The 20,500-nt window shown below is 41.2% G+C and carries 19 protein-coding genes; 12 read left to right on the top strand and 7 right to left on the bottom strand.

Annotated features, from left to right (window positions below; translation table 11 throughout):
• Positions 1–107 precede the first annotated feature (107 nt).
• Together sucC and sucD are read left to right on the top strand one after the other, a co-directional pair.
• Positions 108–1,274, top strand: coding sequence for an ADP-forming succinate--CoA ligase subunit beta (gene sucC / locus L1068_RS14200; RefSeq protein ID WP_010560047.1), 1,167 nt, complete (start codon positions 108–110; stop codon positions 1,272–1,274).
• On the top strand, positions 1,274–2,146 hold the full coding sequence (gene sucD / locus L1068_RS14195) for a succinate--CoA ligase subunit alpha (protein ID WP_237130791.1): 873 nt from the start codon (positions 1,274–1,276) through the stop codon (positions 2,144–2,146). The genes sucC and sucD overlap by 1 nt, the downstream gene beginning before the upstream one ends.
• Positions 2,147–2,210: 64 nt before the next feature.
• Here sucD and L1068_RS14190 read toward each other — a convergent pair whose 3' ends face one another.
• Positions 2,211–2,933: a transporter substrate-binding domain-containing protein gene (locus L1068_RS14190; protein ID WP_237130790.1), complete on the bottom strand. Its 723-nt coding sequence runs from the start codon at positions 2,931–2,933 to the stop codon at positions 2,211–2,213.
• Between the two features lie 143 nt (positions 2,934–3,076).
• Between L1068_RS14190 and glnS the strand changes: the two genes are divergently transcribed.
• Positions 3,077–4,744 (top strand): glutamine--tRNA ligase, encoded by a 1,668-nt coding sequence (glnS, locus tag L1068_RS14185; protein ID WP_237130789.1) that lies wholly within the window; start codon positions 3,077–3,079, stop codon positions 4,742–4,744.
• 90 nt (positions 4,745–4,834) lie between these two features.
• Here glnS and L1068_RS14180 read toward each other — a convergent pair whose 3' ends face one another.
• The 4 genes from L1068_RS14180 to L1068_RS14165 form a co-directional block, all read right to left on the bottom strand.
• A complete protein-coding gene (locus tag L1068_RS14180) occupies positions 4,835–6,559 on the bottom strand; it encodes a proline--tRNA ligase (protein WP_237130788.1) in 1,725 nt (574 codons plus the stop codon).
• An 80-nt stretch (positions 6,560–6,639) separates the two neighbouring features.
• Complete coding sequence (gene tsaA, locus L1068_RS14175) at positions 6,640–7,362, bottom strand: tRNA (N6-threonylcarbamoyladenosine(37)-N6)-methyltransferase TrmO (protein WP_237130787.1); 723 nt, start codon at positions 7,360–7,362, stop codon at positions 6,640–6,642.
• A 66-nt stretch (positions 7,363–7,428) separates the two neighbouring features.
• Positions 7,429–7,905 (bottom strand): acyl-CoA thioesterase, encoded by a 477-nt coding sequence (locus tag L1068_RS14170; RefSeq protein WP_010560053.1) that lies wholly within the window; start codon positions 7,903–7,905, stop codon positions 7,429–7,431.
• A 118-nt stretch (positions 7,906–8,023) separates the two neighbouring features.
• Positions 8,024–9,670, bottom strand: a complete 1,647-nt coding sequence (locus L1068_RS14165) for an electron transfer flavoprotein-ubiquinone oxidoreductase (RefSeq protein ID WP_237130786.1) — start codon at positions 9,668–9,670, stop codon at positions 8,024–8,026.
• A 169-nt stretch (positions 9,671–9,839) separates the two neighbouring features.
• On the opposite strand from L1068_RS14165, the gene L1068_RS14160 reads away from it, so the two are divergent.
• Together L1068_RS14160 and L1068_RS14155 are read left to right on the top strand one after the other, a co-directional pair.
• The gene (locus L1068_RS14160; protein WP_237130785.1) at positions 9,840–10,589 is read left to right on the top strand and encodes an electron transfer flavoprotein subunit beta/FixA family protein; all 750 of its coding nucleotides are present in this window, start codon (positions 9,840–9,842) and stop codon (positions 10,587–10,589) included.
• Positions 10,589–11,515 (top strand): FAD-binding protein, encoded by a 927-nt coding sequence (locus tag L1068_RS14155; protein ID WP_237130784.1) that lies wholly within the window; start codon positions 10,589–10,591, stop codon positions 11,513–11,515. The genes L1068_RS14160 and L1068_RS14155 overlap by 1 nt, the downstream gene beginning before the upstream one ends.
• 514 nt (positions 11,516–12,029) lie before the next feature.
• Here the strand turns inward: L1068_RS14155 and asnS are convergent.
• Positions 12,030–13,427 carry an asparagine--tRNA ligase gene (asnS, locus tag L1068_RS14150; protein ID WP_237130783.1) on the bottom strand — a complete coding sequence of 466 codons (1,398 nt, stop codon included), beginning with the start codon at positions 13,425–13,427 and terminating at the stop codon, positions 12,030–12,032.
• A gap of 199 nt (positions 13,428–13,626) precedes the next feature.
• On the opposite strand from asnS, the gene L1068_RS14145 reads away from it, so the two are divergent.
• Entirely contained in the window at positions 13,627–13,944 is a 318-nt protein-coding gene (locus tag L1068_RS14145; RefSeq protein WP_054980701.1) for a hypothetical protein, read from the top strand.
• The gene (locus L1068_RS14140; RefSeq protein ID WP_054980702.1) at positions 13,941–14,372 is read left to right on the top strand and encodes an ATP-binding protein; all 432 of its coding nucleotides are present in this window, start codon (positions 13,941–13,943) and stop codon (positions 14,370–14,372) included. Before L1068_RS14145 ends, L1068_RS14140 begins: the two co-directional genes overlap by 4 nt.
• Before the next feature lie 18 nt (positions 14,373–14,390).
• Here the strand turns inward: L1068_RS14140 and bioA are convergent, their stop codons facing one another.
• Entirely contained in the window at positions 14,391–15,668 is a 1,278-nt protein-coding gene (gene bioA / locus L1068_RS14135; protein ID WP_237130782.1) for an adenosylmethionine--8-amino-7-oxononanoate transaminase, read from the bottom strand.
• A gap of 96 nt (positions 15,669–15,764) precedes the next feature.
• On the opposite strand from bioA, the gene bioB reads away from it, so the two are divergent.
• The 5 genes from bioB (at position 15,765) to htpX (ending at position 20,464) form a co-directional block, all read left to right on the top strand.
• The gene (gene bioB, locus L1068_RS14130) at positions 15,765–16,805 is read left to right on the top strand and encodes a biotin synthase BioB (RefSeq protein WP_105171355.1); all 1,041 of its coding nucleotides are present in this window, start codon (positions 15,765–15,767) and stop codon (positions 16,803–16,805) included.
• Complete coding sequence (locus L1068_RS14125) at positions 16,806–17,936, top strand: 8-amino-7-oxononanoate synthase (RefSeq protein ID WP_237130781.1); 1,131 nt, start codon at positions 16,806–16,808, stop codon at positions 17,934–17,936.
• Complete coding sequence (bioC, locus tag L1068_RS14120; RefSeq protein WP_237130780.1) at positions 17,933–18,691, top strand: malonyl-ACP O-methyltransferase BioC; 759 nt, start codon at positions 17,933–17,935, stop codon at positions 18,689–18,691. The genes L1068_RS14125 and bioC overlap by 4 nt, the downstream gene beginning before the upstream one ends.
• Positions 18,688–19,374, top strand: coding sequence for a dethiobiotin synthase (bioD, locus tag L1068_RS14115; protein ID WP_237130779.1), 687 nt, complete (start codon positions 18,688–18,690; stop codon positions 19,372–19,374). The genes bioC and bioD overlap by 4 nt, the downstream gene beginning before the upstream one ends.
• A gap of 229 nt (positions 19,375–19,603) precedes the next feature.
• Complete coding sequence (gene htpX / locus L1068_RS14110; protein WP_237130778.1) at positions 19,604–20,464, top strand: protease HtpX; 861 nt, start codon at positions 19,604–19,606, stop codon at positions 20,462–20,464.
• The last annotated feature ends 36 nt before the right edge of the window (positions 20,465–20,500 follow it).

The raw sequence follows: 20,500 nt of genomic DNA, 5'->3' as shown, positions 1-20,500 counted from the left end.
GTCGTACTGGGGTTTTCATACCTGATTGGTGCGACTATACTAGGTGCGCAATTTGGGATGGTTGAACAACGGTTCAACCCTTTACGTAATACAATTGGAAAAGCATCATGAATTTGCATGAGTATCAGGCAAAGAAATTATTTGCCGACTATGGTTTACCAGTTTCTGAGGGTTATGCATGTGACACTCCTCAGGAAGCTGCAGAAGCTGCTGATAAAATTGGCGGTGACAAGTGGGTTGTTAAATGTCAGGTTCACGCAGGTGGACGTGGTAAAGCGGGCGGTGTAAAGCTTGCTGACAGCAAAGAAGAAATCAAAGAATTTGCACAAAACTGGTTAGGTAAAAACTTAGTTACTTACCAAACTGACGAAAATGGTCAGCCAGTAGCTAAAATCCTTGTTGAAAGCTGCACAGATATCGCTAACGAATTATACCTTGGCGCTGTAGTAGACCGTGCTTCTCGTAAAGTTGTTTTCATGGCATCTACTGAAGGTGGCGTTGAAATCGAACAAGTTGCTGAAGAAACACCAGAACTAATTCATAAAGCTGAGATCGATCCACTAGTAGGTCCTCAAGCTTACCAGGCACGTGAACTAGGCTTCAAACTAGGTTTAAACCCTACGCAAATGAAGCAGTTTGTTAAGATCTTCATGGGTCTTGCTAACATGTTCAATGACCACGATTTCGCACTATTAGAAATCAACCCATTAGTAATCACTGATGAAGGTAACCTTCACTGCTTAGACGGTAAAATCGGTGTAGATGGTAACGCTTTATACCGTCAGCCTAAAATCCGCGAAATGCACGATCCGTCACAAGAAGACGAGCGTGAAGCACACGCAGCTCAGTGGGAACTGAACTACGTAGCACTAGACGGTAACGTTGGTTGTATGGTTAACGGTGCAGGCCTTGCAATGGGTACGATGGACATCGTAAACCTACACGGTGGCAAGCCAGCTAACTTCCTAGACGTAGGTGGCGGCGCGACTAAAGAACGTGTAGCTGAAGCATTCAAGATCATCTTATCTGATGACAATGTTAAAGCAGTACTAGTTAACATCTTCGGTGGTATTGTACGTTGTGACATGATCGCAGAAGGTATCATTGGTGCAGTTAAAGAAGTTGGTGTAAATGTACCTGTAGTTGTACGTTTAGAAGGTACTAACGCTGATCTTGGTCGTGACGTTCTTGCTAACTCTGGTCTAGACATCATCGCAGCTGAGTCACTAACTGACGCTGCTGAGAAAGTTGTTGCTGCTGCGGAGGGCAAATAATGTCTGTATTAATTAACAAAGATACTAAAGTAATCTGTCAGGGTTTCACTGGCGGCCAAGGTACTTTCCACTCAGAGCAAGCGCTTGAGTACGGTACACAAATGGTTGGTGGTGTTTCTCCAGGTAAAGGTGGTCAAACTCACCTAGGTCTTCCTGTATTTAACACAGTACGTGACGCAGTAGAAGCAACAGGTGCAACTGCATCTGTAATCTACGTACCAGCTCCTTTCTGTAAAGATGCAATCCTTGAAGCTATCGATGCTGGCATCGAGCTAATCGTTTGTATCACTGAAGGTATTCCAACGTTAGACATGGTTGACGTTAAAGTTAAACTTGACGAAACTGGCGTTCGCATGATTGGTCCAAACTGCCCAGGTGTTATCACTCCGGGTGAAACTAAAATTGGTATCATGCCTGGTCATATCCACAAACCAGGTAAAGTAGGTATCGTATCACGTTCTGGTACACTTACTTACGAAGCTGTTAAACAAACAACTGATGCTGGTTTCGGTCAATCAACATGTGTTGGTATCGGCGGTGATCCAATCCCAGGTACTAACTTCATCGACGTTCTTGAAATGTTCGAAAAAGATCCACAAACTGAAGCGATCGTAATGATCGGTGAGATCGGTGGTACAGCTGAAGAAGAAGCTGCTGAATACATTAAAGCTAATGTAACTAAGCCGGTAGTTTCTTACATCGCTGGTGTTACTGCTCCTCCAGGTAAGCGTATGGGTCACGCTGGTGCGATTATCGCTGGCGGTAAAGGTACAGCTGACGAGAAATTCGCAGCGCTAGAAGCAGCAGGCGTTAAGACTGTTCGTTCACTAGCTGATATTGGTAAAGCACTAGCAGAAAAAACTGGCTGGTAATTTATCTATCGCTAAAAAAGGCTGCATCTGCAGCCTTTTTTATTGGATAATTTTCTTAGTTCTTTTAAAAAGTGACTAATTGATATTCTTCGACACCGTGTTTTTGCATTATTTTTTTATAAGAGCCTGACTTAAAGGCATTTCCAATCGCTTTATTCACAATGGAAAGGATTACAACTCTTTTTGGGTTGTTTTTGCCTACCGCAATATGCGCCGTATAAGTTTCTATCTTCTCTTCGTTAAACACTATTCGTTTATTTAATGTGTGTAATTCATTATGTAATAAGTAGTCGCCATAACTACGTGACATGACAAATCCTTGTAATTTTTGATTACTCAATAACAGCAAGCCTTCTTGTGCTGTAGTAACTTTAATTTGTTTATTTTGGTCGAGAAAAGTTAATTGACTATAGTTACTTAGTAGTCGCACTGAGCCAAAGGGGGCAAGTGGATCAGAGCGATGATTTTGAAATATGCCAAACTGATCTTGGCCAATAGCAATGCTTAATAAAGCCCAACTTTCTCTACCTTTGAAATTTGCTGCCAAAAATAATCCGTCACTTTTTCCTTTTTTTACTGATTCTTTGGCTCTTGCCCAAGGGGAAACATTGGTTTTAACTTCATAACCCATATTATTAAGTTCAACATTTAGTATTTTCCAAGACGCTGCGTAAAAAGGGTAATCTTTTATCATTTTTAGATGGTCATGACCAACCGCAAAGGTAATAGAATTTGAAGCTTTGACTGAACAGCTCACAATAAACAACAATGCAAATAATATTTTCACAAATTAAACAACTTTTATGATATCTAATTCTTAATGTAGCGTTATTTTTTTAACCTTGCAAAGTGATTGGAGCTAGTCGCTGAGCCTTTTATTTGTAATAATTAGACCGTTAAATTATTTAATGAATATAGGAAAATTTCGCAATGGCGGAAGCAGAAAATCGAGCAACAAACTTTATCACTAATTTAATTGATAAAGATTTAGCATCAGGAAAACATGCAGCAACACATACACGTTTTCCACCAGAGCCGAATGGTTTTTTACATATTGGTCACGCCAAGTCTATCTGCCTAAACTTTGGTATTGCACAAGACTACAACGGCCTATGTAACTTACGTTTTGATGATACAAACCCAGAAAAAGAAGACATCGATTACGTAAACTCAATTCAACAAGATGTTAAATGGCTTGGTTTTAACTGGGATGGCGATATTTGTTATTCGTCAAACTACTTTGACGAGCTATACGGCTACGCGGTAGAGCTAATTGAAAAAGGCCTAGCGTACGTATGTTTCTTATCACCAGATGAAGCACGTGAATACCGCGGTACGTTAACAGAAGCAGGTAAAAACAGCCCTTACCGTGATACCAGTGTTGAAGAAAACTTAGCGCTTTTCGAAAAAATGAAAAATGGTGAGTTTAAAGAAGGCGAATGTGTTCTACGTGCGAAAATTGATATGGCGAGCTCATTTATGGTGCTACGCGATCCAATTATTTATCGTATTCGTTTTGCACATCACCACCAAACAGGTGATAAGTGGTGCATCTACCCAATGTACGATTTCACACACTGTATTTCAGATGCGCTAGAAGGTATTACGCACTCGCTTTGTACTCTTGAGTTCCAAGATAACCGACGTCTATACGATTGGGTGTTAGATAACATTTCACTTGAATGTCATCCACAACAAATTGAGTTTTCTCGTTTAAATCTTGAATACACACTAATGAGTAAGCGTAAGTTAAATGCATTAGTTGAAGAAAAGCACGTAGAAGGTTGGGATGACCCGCGTATGCCAACGATCGCGGGTTTAAAGCGTCGTGGTTATACACCAGCTTCGGTACGTGAATTCTGTAAGCGCATTGGCGTTACAAAGCAAGATAACATGGTAGAAATGGGCATGTTAGAAGCATGTATCCGTGATGACCTAAACGAAAATGCGCCGCGTGCAATGGCAGTACTTGATCCGATTAAAGTAGTAATCGAAAATTTCCCAGAAGATAAAGTGGAAGAACTAAACGTTCAAAATCATCCAAATATCGAAGAAATGGGCACGCGTATCGTTCCTTTCACGCGTGAAGTATTTATTGAGCGTGAAGACTTCCGTCTTGAAGCGAACAAAAAATATAAACGTTTAGTGCTGGGTAAAGAAGTACGTTTACGTGGTGCTTATGTCATTAAAGCGGAACGTGTTGACCAAGACGATGCAGGTAACATTACTACTATTTACTGTACTTACGACAATGAAACACTGGGTAAAAATCCAAGTGATGGCCGTAAAGTAAAAGGCGTTATTCACTGGGTAAGTGCAAGCCACGGTGTTCCTGCCGAAGTACGTTTATACGACCGTTTATTTACTGTGCCTAACCCGGCAGCAGAAGAAGACTTTACAACTGTATTGAACCCAGAGTCTTTAGTAAGTTTAACCTCTGCGGTTGTTGAGCCAGCACTTGCCGATGTAGAAGCTGAAGTAGGTTACCAGTTTGAACGTACAGGCTATTTCTGTCGAGATAGTAAAGCAGAAGGGTTAGTATTTAACCGTACTGTTGGCTTACGTGATTCTTGGGCGAAAGAAGAAAACAAAGCCTAATTTCAAAAAAGGATAGGGGCTATGCCTATCCTTTTTAAAAGACACAAAAAAAGCGCTGTGATAACACAGCGCTTTTTTATTATCTTACAATTATGATTTAACTAGGTTAATAATTGCTTCAATCGCGTTATCTAGGTCAATAAGTTCTTTTTCACCTGTAATACGATTTTTATATTCGATTTGATTGTTGTCTAGATTACGCTCACCGATCACTAACGTATGCGGTACGCCAACTAGTTCCATATCGTTAAACATTACGCCTGGGCGCTCTTTACGATCATCAAATAATACATCAATACCAGCAGCTTGAAGATCTGCGTATAACTTGTCAGCAATTTCTGGAATACGATGCGACTTGTGCATATTCATTGGTACAATTGCCAGCTCAAACGGAGCAAGGGCAGTCGGCCATTTAATACCGTATTGGTCGTGGTTTTGTTCAATTGCAGCAGCAACTATGCGCGACACACCGATACCATAACAACCCATAGTCATAATTTGGTTTTTACCGCTTTCAGCAAGTACGCCTGCTTTCATTGCCTCAGAGTACTTTGTGCCAAGCTGGAAAATATGACCAACTTCAATACCACGTTTGATATTTAATACGCCTTTACCACATGGGCTAGGATCGCCTTCCACAACATTACGAATATCTTCAACTGTGTAGTCCGTAACGTCACGGTCGAAGTTAATGCCACTGTAGTGAACACCATCTTCGTTCGCACCAGCAACAAAATCCGCCATTAAAGCCGCGGAACGGTCAACAATAATTGGCATATTTAGACCAACAGGGCCAAGAGAACCTGGCTTTGCACCCGTTGCTTTAACAATGTCTTCTTCCGTTGCAAACTCAAGTGGTGAATCAACGAGCGTTAGCTTTTCAGCTTTAAGCTCATTCAGTTCATGATCGCCACGGACAACGAGTGCAACTAAACCGCGTTCTTCGTTCTCATTTGGCGCGCCGTAGGCAATTAATGTCTTAACGCCGCGGTGTGGTTTAACACCATGCTGCTGTTTTAGATCTTCAATTGTTTTTGCATTTGGCGTATCGAAACGGTTTAGCTCTTTTGCTGGTGCAGGGCGTTCGATACTTGGTGCTACCGCTTCAGCTTTTTCAATATTCGCTGCATAGTCTGACTCTGAGCTAAATGCGATGGCATCTTCACCAGATTCTGCAAGTACGTGGAATTCATGAGAAACAGAGCCACCGATTGAACCAGTATCTGCAATAACAGGGCGGTAATCTAACCCTAAACGCTCAAAAACATTACAGTATGCTTGGTGCATTCTCTTATACGTTTCATTTAAGCACTCTTCACTTAAATGGAAAGAATAAGCATCTTTCATGGTGAATTCGCGCGCACGCATCACACCAAAGCGTGGGCGAACTTCGTCACGTACTTTAGTCTGGATTTGATAAAGATTTACTGGCAGTTGTTTGTAACTGCTAATTTCCTTACGAACAAATTCAGTAATAACTTCTTCGTGCGTAGGACCTAACGCAAAAGGACGGTTGTGACGGTCATTAATACGCAGTAATTCTGGGCCAAATTGCTCCCAACGACCAGACTCTTGCCAAAGGTCGGCTGGCTGGATAATGGGCATTAACATTTCAATCGCACCGGCTTTGTTCATTTCTTCACGAACAATGTTTTCTACTTTACGTAGCACTTTTAAACCACTTGGTAACCAAGTGTATAAACCCGATGCTAGTTTGCGGATCATTCCCGCGCGTAACATAAGCTGATGGCTGATAATTTCTGCATCAGATGGCGTTTCTTTTAACGTCGCTAAAATATATTGACTAGTACGCATTTGCTTTCCGAAATGTTAAATCTATTTTTATAAGGTAAGGCGCTAAGTTTATCAGTGTATGTAAAAATTCAAAAGCCTTACTATGCTGGCTTTTCGCTATTTTTACTAATTTCTAATACGGTAACGTCGCTTTCAATCACTTGCCATTTAATATTTAAATCAAACAAGCTCATGCCGTATTCTTGTAGCCCGACTTTCGTTTTTTTATAGGCCGGTCGCGGGTCTTGTTTTAATACTTTTTCAATAAAGCTTTGTAGCTCAGGATAAAGTGCCGAGTTATTCTCACAAAACGTAATAGCTTTATCTGCAAACTCAACAACTAATGGCGTTTCTGGGCGCGTATCTGCAAACCCTGCAGTCGCATTTGGTAGGCTGTCGGAATAGGGTAAATAGGGTTTGATATCAAGAATTGGCGTACCATCAAGTAAGTCTATACCTGACAGCTCAAGCCAAAGTTGACCATTTTCATAGTGCACACCTTCGAGCTTAACTGCACTCATACCAATGCCATTTGGTCTAAAGGTGGCGCGGGTTGCAAACACACCTTTTTTATCGTTACCGCCTAAACGAGGTGGGCGAACCAATGGCGACCAGCCTTTATCGGCCGTTTCATGAAAACGAAAAATAAGCCAAACATGGCTAAAGTCTTCAATGCCACGAACAAACTCTTCACGGTTAAACTCACCAACAAATTTACACTTGGCTTTTGCTTCTGGAATAAGGCGAGGCTGGCGAGGTATCGCAAATTTTTGTTTATAGGGAGATTCGATAAAGGCAATTGGACTTACTTGGTAGTCATTCATAACACTAACAAACTTAAATAGGCACTGTAAAAGCGCCTATTTTGCCATAAAACGTGTTGAATAAAATTATTCTTCTTTCATTTCTTGTTCGAACACTTTTTCCGCTTGCAGTGACATGTCTTTCATCTTCTGCGCGTATTTTTGAATACGTTTTTCATTTGCGGTTTTTGCTTCAAAGGCAGGAACCGGTACAGGGTAACCCGCTTGATCCGTAGCAACAAAATTGATGATGCAATTATTCGATTCTACCATCTGCCCAGATTTCGGATCGCCACAGCGAACAGCGATAAATATTTGCATACTGGTTTTACCGGTATTAGCTATTTTGGCTTCAACTTCAACAAGTTGCCCAACAAGAATAGGGCGATGGAATTTTATTGCCGCAACTGATACGGTAACACAGTAATGACCACTCCACAGCGCTGCACAAGCATAACCCGCTTGGTCAATCCACTTCATAACAATACCACCGTGTACTTTACCGCCAAAGTTAACGTCGGTAGGTTCTGCCAAAAATCTAAATGTAACGCTGTCTTTATCCATAATTACTTGATAATCAGTGTGTTGTTTATTGAGTATTAGCGATAACTAAGGTTTTAACAAGTAATAAAAAAGGCATGCTCTCGTGGGAGAGCATGCCTTTGATAAATACAATTGGAAATTACATATTCGGATAATTTGGTCCACCAGCACCTTCAGGTGTGACCCAAGTAATGTTCTGGCTCGGATCTTTAATATCGCAGGTTTTGCAGTGGATGCAGTTTTGCGAATTAATAACGAACGTCGGTTGACCTTCAACTTCGTTAATTTCATACACGCCTGCTGGGCAATAGCGCTGTGCAGGCTCATTGTATTCAGATAAGTTATTACCAAGCGGTATTGTATTATCTGCCAGTTTCAAGTGACATGGCTGATCTTCTTCATGGTTAGTGCTTGATAAAAAAACCGAACTCAGTTTATCAAAACTGAGCGTGCCATCAGGTTTTGCATAGTTAATTTCTGAATGGCGACTAGCTGGTTCAAGGCATGCATGATCAGGTGTGTCATCTTTAAAGTTAAACGGTAAACCGCCATTAAATAAGTTTTGGTCAATGGTGTTATACATACCGCCAAAAAATTTACCTAGCTTATGCATTGCTGGGCCAAAGTTTTTGCTGCTGTTTAATTCTTGATAAAGCCATGAATTCTCAAAACGCGATGCAAAGTCATCGAGCTCTGTATTAGCTTTATTTTCCTGTATCGCAGTGAAGATACTTTCCGCGGCCAGCATGCCTGACTTCATTGCGGTGTGATTACCTTTAATCTTGGCAAAATTAAGAGTACCAGCATTACAGCCAACTAACACACCACCTGGAAACGTCATTTTAGGTAATGAGTTCAAACCACCTTTTGCGATGGCCCGTGCGCCATAAGCTATGCGTTTACCGTGTTTCAGTGTATCTGCAAACACCGGATGGTGTTTCATGCGCTGAAATTCATCAAACGGTGACAGGTGCGGATTGCTGTAGTTTAAATCAATGATTAAACCAACAACCACTTGATTGTCATCGCCATGATACATATAAGAGCCGCCGCCGGTATCTTTATCAAGTGGCCAGCCTGCAACATGTACAACAAGCCCGGGTTTATGGTGTTCGCTCGGAATTTCCCAGATTTCTTTAAACCCTAAACCATAATGTTGTGGTGACTTACCTTCATCTAGTTTAAATGTACTGTTCAGCTCTTTGCCTAAATGGCCGCGGCAACCTTCAGCAAAAATAGTGTATTTAGCGCGAAGTTCCATACCTGGCATAAAGCCATCTTTTTCTTCACCAGATTCGCTTACGCCCATATCACCTGTGATTATGCCTTTTACCGCATCATCTTCAATAATCAGTGAATGTGCACTAAACCCTGGAAAAATTTCTACCCCCAGGTTTTCTGCTTGTTGTGCTAAAAAACGACATACATTACCCATGGAAACGATGTAGTTGTCGTCATTATGGAACGTTTTTGGCGTGGCGAAAGCAGGTAGCTTTTTCGCACTACGTTCATCATTGAACCAATAAATGTCATCTTGACTCACTTTAGTATTAAGTGGGGCGCCAAGTTCTTGCCAATTTGGTAGTAATTCATTAAGTGCACGGGGTTCAAATACCGCGCCTGATAAGATATGAGCTCCGACCTCTGAACCTTTTTCAACAACACAAATCATTAATTCTTGTTCATTTTCTTGTGCTAGTTGTGCCAGTTTTATAGCGCTTGATAAGCCTGCAGGCCCAGCGCCTACAATAACTACATCAAACTCCATGGTTTCACGTTGTACCATGATATTGCCCCTGTTGAATTAAGCTGGTCTTTGTTAACCAAATAACCTGTTATTGGCTTTAGCATATTTTAGGTTGACGTTTACGTCAACAGGAAGTAGCCTTAAAACCAAATAACGGTTAAATAAGTTTACCTAGGTTTACGTACGCGTAAACATTAAAGGAGAGGTTATGAAAATCCTAGTTCCGGTCAAACGAGTGATCGACTATAACGTAAAAGCGCGCGTAAAAGCCGACAATAGTGATGTTGATCTTAATAATGTAAAAATGGCCCTTAACCCATTTTGTGAAATCGCGGTGGAAGAAGCTATCCGCATTAAAGAAGCAGGCAACGCAACCGAAGTTGTCGTTGTATCAATTGGTGATAAGGCTTGCCAAGAACAGCTTCGTACAGCACTTGCACTCGGTGCAGACAAAGCAATCCAAATTGACACCAGCGAACGTTTGGAGTCGCTGCATGTAGCTAAGCTACTTGCCAAAGTTGTAGAGCAAGAAAACCCAGAGTTAGTCATTTTAGGCAAACAAGCGATTGATTCTGATAACAACCAAACAGGTCAGATGCTTGCCGCGTTAACAAACCGTGCACAAGCAACATTTGCCTCAGAAGTTGTAGTTGATGGCGATAAACTTAATGTGACACGTGAAGTTGATGGTGGTTTACAAACAATTTCGGTTAATTTACCAGCGGTTGTGACTACGGATCTTCGCCTGAATGAACCTCGTTATGCAACGCTCCCTAATATTATGAAGGCTAAGCGCAAGCCGCTTGATGTATTAACCGCAGAGGATCTTGGTGTTGATGTTACGCCGCGTATTACAACCTTAAAGGTAGAAGAGCCAAGCAAGCGTGAAGCAGGCGAAATTGTCGCAGACGTTGCAACGCTAGTTGAAAAACTAAAAAATGAAGCGAAGGTGATCTAATGTCAGTACTTATTATTGCAGAGCACGAACATGGCGTGCTTAAAAACGACACAGCTAAAGTAGTTTCAGCCACGCAAAAGCTTGGTAAGTCGATCACGGTTTTAGTTGCAGGTTTTAACGTAGCCGCAGTAGCAGAAGCTGCAAGCAAAATAGACGGTATTTCAAATGTGATTGTCGCCGATAATGCAGCATTAGAGCATCAACTTGCAGAAAATATGGCAGATCTTGTTGTCGATTTATCAGGTGATTATTCACATATTTTCGCAGCTGCAACCACAACAGGCAAAAACTTTATGCCGCGAGTGGCTGCACTGTTAGACAAAGTGCAAATTTCTGACATTATCGAAGTGATTGACGAAAATACATTTAAGCGTCCAATTTATGCTGGTAATGCAATTGCTACGGTACAAAGTAGTGAAGATAAACACATTGTTACGGTACGTTCGAGTGCGTTTGATGTAGCAGGTGAGCAAGCGCCAGTAGCTGTTTCATCGTTTGATGCAGTTAAAGAGAACGCCCTAAGCAGTTTTGTTTCACAACAAGAAACAGAAAGTGAACGCCCAGAACTTACCGCAGCAGATGTGATCATCTCAGGTGGTCGTGGTATGCAAAATGGCGAAAACTTTGCATTGTTAAATGGTATCGCAGACAAACTTAGTGCAGCGATTGGTGCATCGCGTGCTGCTGTTGATGCCGGCTTTGTGCCAAACGACATGCAAGTAGGGCAGACAGGTAAAATTGTTGCGCCGCAGCTTTATATCGCGGTAGGTATTAGCGGTGCAATTCAGCATCTTGCAGGTATGAAAGACTCTAAAGTGATTGTTGCAATCAACAAAGATCCCGACGCGCCAATCTTCCAAGTTGCCGATTATGGTCTAGTTGCTGATTTATTTGATGTACTTCCAGAATTAGAAGCATCTTTGTAACAACACAACCTTATTCCAATTGTAAAAGCCTTGCTTCTTTAGCAAGGCTTTTTTTATGGTTCTTTTTATAAACCTAGGTTGATTCGCCACAAAACACTATACGTGTAAAAAGTTGCGTGAGCAGATTATTGATTATCATGTGCTTTATAAGCCTGTTGATGTAGCAGATTACTAGGGTCTGTTGACCTTTCAAGTTCGTTTTTGCAGCAGTTTGATTGGGTTTTATACAAGGCGGAGGCTGCGTGGCATAGTTATTCTATGTGAGCTAGCCGATAACACAGTAGAAAAGCCAATCAAGCGCTGCCGAACGGTTCTTTTGAGCGCACTTTTCTCATTGTTGCTCGATATTCGCTTAGATTACTAGGCCACACATCGAGCGCCGCGATAAAAGCACGCTCAAACAGAACAAAAATAGAACAGCAAAGATCAACAGACCCTAGGCTAAAATAACAAAAACAAAAAAACCGGCATTTGCCGGTTTTTCATTAAGTGTACTTAATTAAACGATAAGCGTTTAGTAAGTAGCTGAACCTTTTGTACGCGGGAAGGCGATAACGTCACGTACGTTACCCATACCCGTTACGTATGCTACAAGGCGTTCAAAACCTAGGCCGAAACCTGAGTGAGGAACAGTACCGTACTTACGTAAATCGCGATACCAAGAGTAATCTTCTTTGTCTAAGCCCATTTCTTCTAAACGTGCATCAAGTACGTCTAAACGTTCTTCACGTTGTGAGCCGCCAATGATTTCACCGATACCAGGTGCAACAACGTCCATTGCTGCAACTGTTTTGCCGTCTTCGTTTTGACGCATGTAGAAAGCTTTAATGTCTTTCGGGTAGTTTTTAATAACTACTGGTGCATTAAAGTGCTCTTCTGCAAGATAGCGCTCGTGCTCTGATTGTAAATCTACACCCCATTCAACTGGGAATTCGAACTTTTTGCCACAGCCTTTAAGAATTTCAACAGCGTCTGTGTAGTCAACTTGTGCGAAATCTTTTTCAACAAAGTCTTCTAAACGTGAAATAGCGGTTTTCTCAACACGTTGTGCAAAGAATTCCATGTCATCACGGCGCTCTTCAAGTACTGCTTTAAATACGTATTTCAGCATATCTTCTGCAAGCGCTGCAATATCGTTAAGATCTGCAAATGCAACTTCAGGCTCAACCATCCAGAATTCAGCTAAGTGACGAGAGGTATTTGAGTTTTCAGCACGGAATGTTGGGCCAAAAGTGTAGATTTTTGACATTGCTGAACAGTAAGTTTCGCCGTTTAGCTGGCCAGATACTGTTAAGAATGCTTCTTTACCAAAGAAGTCTTCGCTGTAATCTATATCACCTTTATCAGTGCGCGGTAAGTTTTGCATATCGAGAGTTGATACACGGAACATTTCACCCGCACCTTCACAGTCACTAGCTGTGATAATAGGTGTAGAAATCCAAACGTAACCACGCTCGTGGTAAAAACGGTGAATTGCTTGTGATAAGCAGTTACGAACACGCGTTACTGCACCGATAATATTAGTGCGAGGACGTAAATGTGCGTGTTCACGTAAATATTCAATACTGTGACGCTTTGCAGCCATAGGGTACGTATCTGGGTTTTCTACCCAACCTACAACTTCTACCGATTCCGCTTGAATCTCAAACGATTGGCCTTGGCCTTGTGATTCTACGATTGTACCAACAACCGTTACTGAACAGCCTGCAGTAAGCTTGGTCACTTCTTCATAATTATTGAGTGAATTCGGTACCACAGCTTGAATAGGATCGAAACAACTACCGTCATGAACGGCTAAAAAAGAGATTCCTGCTTTTGAATCGCGACGTGTGCGGATCCAACCTTTAATAGTAACGGTTGCACCTACTTCTACACGGCCTTTCAAAAGGTCTGTGATAGCTATATGGCTCATTTTCACTCCAATGATTAAAATGCCTAAATAAATTCTTGTTGTTCTTACTTAGCATGCGCTAAGAAAGTTTGTTATCTTACCTGTGAAAGAAAAATAAAAAAACAGCAAATTTCCCGATAATGTGTAATATGCTTAAAAATAGTGAAATTTCATTGAATAACTGACGCGTATGATAAAAGAAAGGCGCAGCAAATCACCTATGAGGCAAAACGTATTACATGCGTTATCAATTATCGCGTGGTTTTTCTTTTTACTCGCGCTGATTATGTTTCACTACGCAAGGCCAGAGCTTGAATATGGCATTATCCGGTATTTTGGTTTATCGCATCGTGATCATTGGTTGATGACGCCACGTAACTTGCTGATTCTTTTTTTAATCTTAACTGGTATTATATCGAGCATTTCAATCATCATGCGTCAGCGTTATAACCGCCGCAGTGGTGATAGTATCGCGGTTAATCAGATCAGTTTATTAGTTATTTGTATTATTTGTTTATTGGTAATTTTGTTTAGATGAAACAAGTGTTTATTTTAAGGGGTCTGCCAGGCTCAGGGAAAAGTCATTACGCTCAGAGTTTGTGTGATGAAATGGTAAATGGCGATGAAGGGCAATTTGTAATTTGTTCAACCGACGATTTTTTTATCAGCGATGGTCAATATCGTTTTGATAAAGCCAAGCTAAGTGAATATCATAATCTTAATTTAGCGCGTTTTATTCGTGCGTTGAGCCAGGAAATTCCATTGGTGATTTTGGATAACACCAACATTAAAAAGTGGGAATTTATTGCGTATGCTGAAGCAGCGCACGCGCTTGGTTATCAAGTAAAAGAAGTGGTGGTAGGTGAAATTAAAGATAAGGCAATGCAGCATCTTTATTATCAGCGCAACATTCATAAAGTACCGCTAAAAACCATCAACAAAATGGCTTACCTATTTGAATGGTAAGCCATTAGGCCCTAAATCCTACAAAATCGATTTAATTGCATTACACATTTTGATGATTGACGCATCTTGCATGATATAAGGCGGCATCATATAAATCAGTTTGCCAAACGGCCTTAACCACACGCCATGTTCAATTAGTTGTTTTTGCACTTTGGCAACGTCAACCGCTTGCGTCATTTCAACAACACCAATTGCCCCGAGAATACGAACATTTGCCACAGAATCTACATTTTCAAGCGTTTGTAAGTGTGTTTTAAAACAATGTTCAATGCGCGTAATATTACTTTGCCAGTCAGTTTTAAGCAGTAATTCAATGCTTTTATTGGCAACGGCACAGGCAAGGGGGTTTGCCATAAACGTTGGGCCATGCATCATTACACCTGCATCGCCTTCACTAATGCCAATTGCAACTTTATCCGTTGTTAAGGTTGCCGATAGCGTCATATAACCACCGGTCATTGCTTTACCAATACACATAATATCAGGCTCAACATTGGCATGTTCAACGGCAAACATTTTTCCTGTACGACCAAAGCCCGTAGCGATTTCATCACAAATTAGCAGTATGTCGTACTCATCACATAATTCGCGAACCGCTTTTAAGTAGTCGCTGTGATAAAAATTCATACCGCCAGCATTTTGTACAATCGGCTCTAAAATAAAGGCTGCGATATCCGTGTGATGCTTGTCAAAGTATTGTGCTAATACATCGCGCTCTGAACGGTCGAATGCTTCATCAAACTTACTTTTTGGTGCGGGAACAAAATAGTGCTCTGGTAAAAAACCTTTGTATAACGAATGCATGCTGTTAACTGGATCGCATACACTCATCGCTGCAAATGTATCACCGTGATAACCTTTACTTAGCGCCATAAGTTTGTTTTTACGCGTATTACCTTTACTGCGCCAATATTGCATTGCCATTTTAATGGCAACTTCTACAGCAACGGAGCCAGAATCGGCTAAAAAGATACGCGTAAGCGAGTGTGGTGTAATGTCGAGTAGTTTTTTGCCAAGGTCAACGGCAGGTTGGTGGGTTAAACCGCCAAACATCACATGACTCATTTTATCAACTTGTTGCTTTATTGCGTTGTTAAGTTCAACGTTATTGTAGCCATGCAAAACGCTCCACCATGAGGCCATTCCATCAATTAATTTTTCACCCGTTTCCAAATGAATATGCACGCCATCAGCATGTGTAACTGGGTACACCGGCAGGGGATTTATCATTGACGTGTAGGGGTGCCATAAATGATTTTTATCAAAATCCAAATCAATTGTTTCTTTAGTATTCAAATGTAAACCCTTAAAGCTTGCGTTTGGTTGACAATGAGGTGTTGCTGCGTAGACTAGCGAAATTAAGTTCGAGAAACAAATAAAAACGAGAATTCCATGGAACAAGCTCAGGTGCGTAATAACTGGACACTCAGTGAAGTAAAAGCATTATTTAATATGCCGTTTAACGATTTACTGTTTCAAGCTGCCAGTGTTCATCGTCAACACTTTAATCCAAACAAAGTACAAATTTCTACGCTGTTATCTATTAAAACGGGCGCATGTCCTGAAGATTGTAAGTACTGCCCTCAATCAGGCCATTATAAAACGGATTTAGAACGCGAGCGTTTGATGGAAGTTGAGAAAGTAGTCGAACAAGCGCGTATTGCTAAAAATAAGGGTGCTACACGTTTTTGTATGGGGGCTGCTTGGTCTGATCCGAAAGATCGCGATATGCCGTACATTGCAAAAATGGTGAAAGAGGTTAAAGAACTGGGTCTTGAAACCTGTATGACGCTGGGCATGCTTGATAACGACAAAGCTCATGCACTGCGTGATGCGGGACTGGACTATTACAACCATAACTTAGATACCTCACCTGAATATTACCAACAAATCATCACAACACGAACCTACCAAGATAGACTTGATACCCTTGATCACGTGCGTGACGCGGGTATGAAAGTATGCTCGGGTGGCATTGTTGGCATGGGCGAACAAGCGAAGGACCGTTACGGTTTATTAATGCAGCTTGCAAATTTACCAAAGCAACCAGAAAGTGTGCCAATTAACATGCTAGTAAAAGTAAAAGGCACGCCACTTGAAGATGTGGACGATTTAGATCATTTTGAGTTTATTCGTACGATTGCGGTTGCACGCATTATGATGCCAAAAAGTTACGTTCGCTTAAGTGCAGGGCGTACGGCGATGAATGAACAGATGCAGTCAATGTGTTTCTTTGCTGGCGCTAATTCAATTTTTTATGGTGATAAATTACTTACTACGGATAATCCAGAAGCAGACAGCGATATGATGCTAATTAAAAAGCTAGGTATGTCACCTGAAAGTGCTGAAGATTATTCCGATGAGGCATATCAAGCGTCGTTAGAATCAGCAATCGCTGATAAAGAAACATCAGAACTATTTTATCCAGCATAAATGGCGTTTGAATATTTAAGTAAGACGCTTGCCGCTAGGCAGCAAGCGTCTTTATACCGTCAGCGCATTGCCTTTGAACGTGTTGGCCCGCGTTTTTTGCTTAGAAATAATACACAGTATTTAAATTTCGCATCAAACGACTACCTTGGTTTAGGTGAGGAGCCAATTACGGGTTTAGAAAACACCTTAGGTGCAAGTAGTTCATCGTTAGTTACTGGCTATCAAAGCGCGCATATCGCACTTGAAAATCACCTTAAGTCTAAGCTCAATTATCAAGCGTGTTTATTGTTTAATTCAGGCTTTAGCGCTAACGCTAGTGTGCTTAAAAGTTTGATGAATGAAGCCAATAGTGAAATCTTTCAAGATAAACTAAATCATGCCAGCTTAATTGACGGCGGCCTCGCAGCAAACGCGACGAATACTCGCTTTAATCATAACGATTTAAAACATTTAACGCGTCGTTTAGAAAAATCAAAAGCGCAGCATAAGTTGATTGTGAGTGAAGGGGTGTTTTCAATGGATGGTGATAGCGCACCGGTAGCTGAACTTGCGCACATCGCAAAACAACATAATGCTTGGTTAATGATTGATGATGCACATGGTTTTGGTGTAATGGGTAATCATGGTTTAGGCAGCTGTGATGATCTTAAACCACAAATACTAATTATCACTTTTGGCAAAGCTTGCGCAAGCAGCGGCGCAGCTGTGTTATGTAGCCAAAATGTGGCCGACTATTTATTGCAATTTAACCGCGATTATACTTATTCAACAGCAATGTCGCCTTGGCTTGCATCGGCCACGCTTTCGCGATTAAAACGGCTTTACAGTGCCGATGAAAAACGGGCACGCCTTAAAGACAATATTGCGTATTTTAAAACCCTTGCAAGCAATCATAACCTCGCTCTCATGCCGTCAAATAGCGCCATACAACCGCTGGTGCTCGGCGATAGTGAAAGCTGTTTAGCGCTGAGTGAGCATTTAAAATCAAATGGTATTTGGCTTACGGCAATTAGACCACCAACGGTCCCTCATAATACAGCACGGCTAAGAATAACGCTTACCGCTGCACACCAAGCAGCAGATATTGAACAGTTGATAAATCATCTTGTTGAAGGGTTAAAGTTGTTATGATGTTGTCTGCGTTAACCAATAAGCAAGCCACTGCATCTCATTTTTCTAGAGCGGCAGAGCGCTATCAAAGTCATGCCCATGTGCAAAAGCAAGCAGCCGACATACTGTTAAAATCATTGGGTGCAAGGTATAAGGTCGCGCTAGATTTAGGCTGTGGCCCCTTTGTTAATTCGTTTGAACTGAAAAAACGCTGCGATTATCTTGTAAGCATGGATTTAAGTGAAAGCATGTTGCAACAAACTGTTACACCTAGCATCTGCGCTGATATGGATACCTTGCCGTTTCAGGCCGACTGTTTTGACCTGATATTTAGTAATTTTGCAATGCAATGGAGTAGTGATTTAGCGGCACTTTTAACCCACTTTTACCGTGTTTTAAAACCAGGTGGTCGCGCACACTTTAGCATTGTAGCCGATGGCACGTTACAGGAAATTAAACATGCTTTCTCAGTGCTCGACAATGAGCCTCACATAAATCGCTTTGTAACACAAAACGATATCGCCAATGCAGTAGCGCATACGCGGTTTAAATTAATCAGTAGTAGCTTTTGTCATCATAAAATATTTTACGATAGCCCTAAGCTTGCCTTACAATCTATTAAAGAAATTGGTGCAAATCATAAAGTTAATAGTAGCGAGCAGCGCAGTGGATTGATGGGTAAACGTAAATACCGTGCATTGTTAGCTAATTATCCAAAAGAGCAGGGGCAATTTCCGGTAAGTTACCAAGTTGCTTATATAGTGATAGAGAAATGAATCAAGTTTTTATAACTGGCACAGATACAGAAGTAGGTAAAACCTATGTATCGAGCCTTTTAATTAAATATGTTAAACAACATAAACGAGCCGTTACTGGTTTTAAGCCGATTGCCGCAGGGGCTGAGCAGGCGTTTGGTGAGCTCGTCAATGAAGACGCGTTAACACTGCTGGAGTCTGGCAATGTAGCCCTGCCGTACAAATTGATTAATCCGTTTTGCTTCGAACCACCCATTGCGCCACATATTGCAGCAAAAAAAGCCGGTGTAGAGATAAGTAAAACTGCACTATCAGACCATTTAGATGTGTTTAAGCACCACGAGCTTGATCATTTAATAATAGAAGGTGCAGGCGGTTGGGCATTGCCAATTAATGATAGTGACTTATTGTCAGATTGGGTTGCCGAACAAAATTTACCGGTGATTTTAGTCGTTGGTCTAAAATTAGGCTGTTTAAATCATGCATTATTGACTTTAAGTCATATAAAACAAAGCGGCGTGAAATGTGTTGGTTGGATTGCCAATTATGTTGACGATGGCATGTTAGAACAAGACGAAAATCTGCAAACCCTAAAAGCACGTTTAGATTGCCCATTATTGGCCATTGCGCCTAACTGTAAAAACGACAAACCCAAGCTTCAAGTGTATCAAGCTCTTAACACTGCACTTAATTTAGTTAATTGAAACGAGAGCGTGTTGTCGCTTTTTAACTTAGCCCACTAGATCTACAAAGCGACGCCGCGATTAACATAGTTTGGATTTGACCAAAAAGATCAACACGCGCTAAATAACTTTATGTAAATTTCATGGTGTGTTTAGTTTTAAATAATATGTGTGTCATTTTGTAAATTTATCTTGAAACGTAATCAAAAGACACTATATAAAACGGTAGAAAACACATTTTGAGGTAACAATGAAAAGAGTTGTATTGTTTTTAATTACAAACCTAGCGGTGATGCTGGTGTTAGGTATTGTGCTGTCGGTCATTATGTCAGTACTAGGCATAGAACACCGAAGCTTAGGTGGCATTTTATTAATTGCCACGTTGTTTGGTTTTGGTGGCTCGTTTATTTCGCTGTTTATGTCGAAATGGATGGCGAAAAAATCAACCGGTGCCCATGTTATCGAGCAACCGCGTTCTGACGTAGAAAAGTGGTTAGTTGAGCGTGTTGCAGAGCAAGCTAAAAAAGCGAATATTGCAATGCCAGAGGTAGCTATTTACGACAGTCCTGAAATGAATGCGTTTGCAACAGGTCCAAGTAAAAATAATTCACTGGTTGCAGTAAGTACTGGTTTGTTACACAACATGAGTCAAGACGAAGCAGAAGCCGTTCTCGCCCATGAAGTATCACATATTGCCAATGGCGACATGGTTACACTTACGCTTATTCAAGGCGTTGTAAACACGTTTGTAATTGCCATCTCAAAGGTACTTGCAGGTATTGTCGACAACTTCTTAAATAGCGATGAAGAAGAGTCGGGTGGTTCTTGGACATACTTTATCTTTGATATGATCTTCCAAGTATTATTCGGTATTTTAGCAAGCTTTGTAGTGGCGTATTTTAGCCGTCAACGAGAGTTTGCTGCTGACAAAGGCGCTGCAGACCTTGTTGGTGCAACCAAAATGCGTGCGGCACTTGAGCGCCTTAAAGTTAATCATCCGTCACAACTTGAAGGGTCGATGATGGCATTTGGTATTGCATCTGGTAAAGGTTTAATGGACTTAATGAGTTCACACCCTCCGCTTGATGCGCGTATTAATGCATTAAAATAAGCACTGATTTAATACCTACGAAAAAGGCGCCATTAG

This window comes from Pseudoalteromonas sp. MMG024, from assembly GCF_021654175.1.
Classification (GTDB): Bacteria; Pseudomonadota; Gammaproteobacteria; order Enterobacterales; family Alteromonadaceae; genus Pseudoalteromonas.
Note: the sequence above shows the minus strand (reverse complement) of the source record. Positions and strands in the feature narration are given on the sequence as shown.

What these genes read in the sequence shown, in the direction of transcription:
- sucC (WP_010560047.1), top strand. Translation starts at nt 108, where the DNA reads ATGAATTTGCATGAGTATCAGGCAAAGAAATTATTTGCCGACTATGGT.
- sucD (WP_237130791.1), top strand. Translation starts at nt 1,274, where the DNA reads ATGTCTGTATTAATTAACAAAGATACTAAAGTAATCTGTCAGGGTTTC.
- glnS (WP_237130789.1), top strand. Translation starts at nt 3,077, where the DNA reads ATGGCGGAAGCAGAAAATCGAGCAACAAACTTTATCACTAATTTAATT.
- L1068_RS14180 (WP_237130788.1), bottom strand. Translation starts at nt 6,559, where the DNA reads ATGCGTACTAGTCAATATATTTTAGCGACGTTAAAAGAAACGCCATCT.
- tsaA (WP_237130787.1), bottom strand. Translation starts at nt 7,362, where the DNA reads ATGAATGACTACCAAGTAAGTCCAATTGCCTTTATCGAATCTCCCTAT.
- L1068_RS14170 (WP_010560053.1), bottom strand. Translation starts at nt 7,905, where the DNA reads ATGGATAAAGACAGCGTTACATTTAGATTTTTGGCAGAACCTACCGAC.
- L1068_RS14165 (WP_237130786.1), bottom strand. Translation starts at nt 9,670, where the DNA reads ATGGTACAACGTGAAACCATGGAGTTTGATGTAGTTATTGTAGGCGCT.
- L1068_RS14160 (WP_237130785.1), top strand. Translation starts at nt 9,840, where the DNA reads ATGAAAATCCTAGTTCCGGTCAAACGAGTGATCGACTATAACGTAAAA.
- L1068_RS14155 (WP_237130784.1), top strand. Translation starts at nt 10,589, where the DNA reads ATGTCAGTACTTATTATTGCAGAGCACGAACATGGCGTGCTTAAAAAC.
- asnS (WP_237130783.1), bottom strand. Translation starts at nt 13,427, where the DNA reads ATGAGCCATATAGCTATCACAGACCTTTTGAAAGGCCGTGTAGAAGTA.
- L1068_RS14145 (WP_054980701.1), top strand. Translation starts at nt 13,627, where the DNA reads ATGAGGCAAAACGTATTACATGCGTTATCAATTATCGCGTGGTTTTTC.
- L1068_RS14140 (WP_054980702.1), top strand. Translation starts at nt 13,941, where the DNA reads ATGAAACAAGTGTTTATTTTAAGGGGTCTGCCAGGCTCAGGGAAAAGT.
- bioB (WP_105171355.1), top strand. Translation starts at nt 15,765, where the DNA reads ATGGAACAAGCTCAGGTGCGTAATAACTGGACACTCAGTGAAGTAAAA.
- L1068_RS14125 (WP_237130781.1), top strand. Translation starts at nt 16,806, where the DNA reads ATGGCGTTTGAATATTTAAGTAAGACGCTTGCCGCTAGGCAGCAAGCG.
- bioC (WP_237130780.1), top strand. Translation starts at nt 17,933, where the DNA reads ATGATGTTGTCTGCGTTAACCAATAAGCAAGCCACTGCATCTCATTTT.
- bioD (WP_237130779.1), top strand. Translation starts at nt 18,688, where the DNA reads ATGAATCAAGTTTTTATAACTGGCACAGATACAGAAGTAGGTAAAACC.
- htpX (WP_237130778.1), top strand. Translation starts at nt 19,604, where the DNA reads ATGAAAAGAGTTGTATTGTTTTTAATTACAAACCTAGCGGTGATGCTG.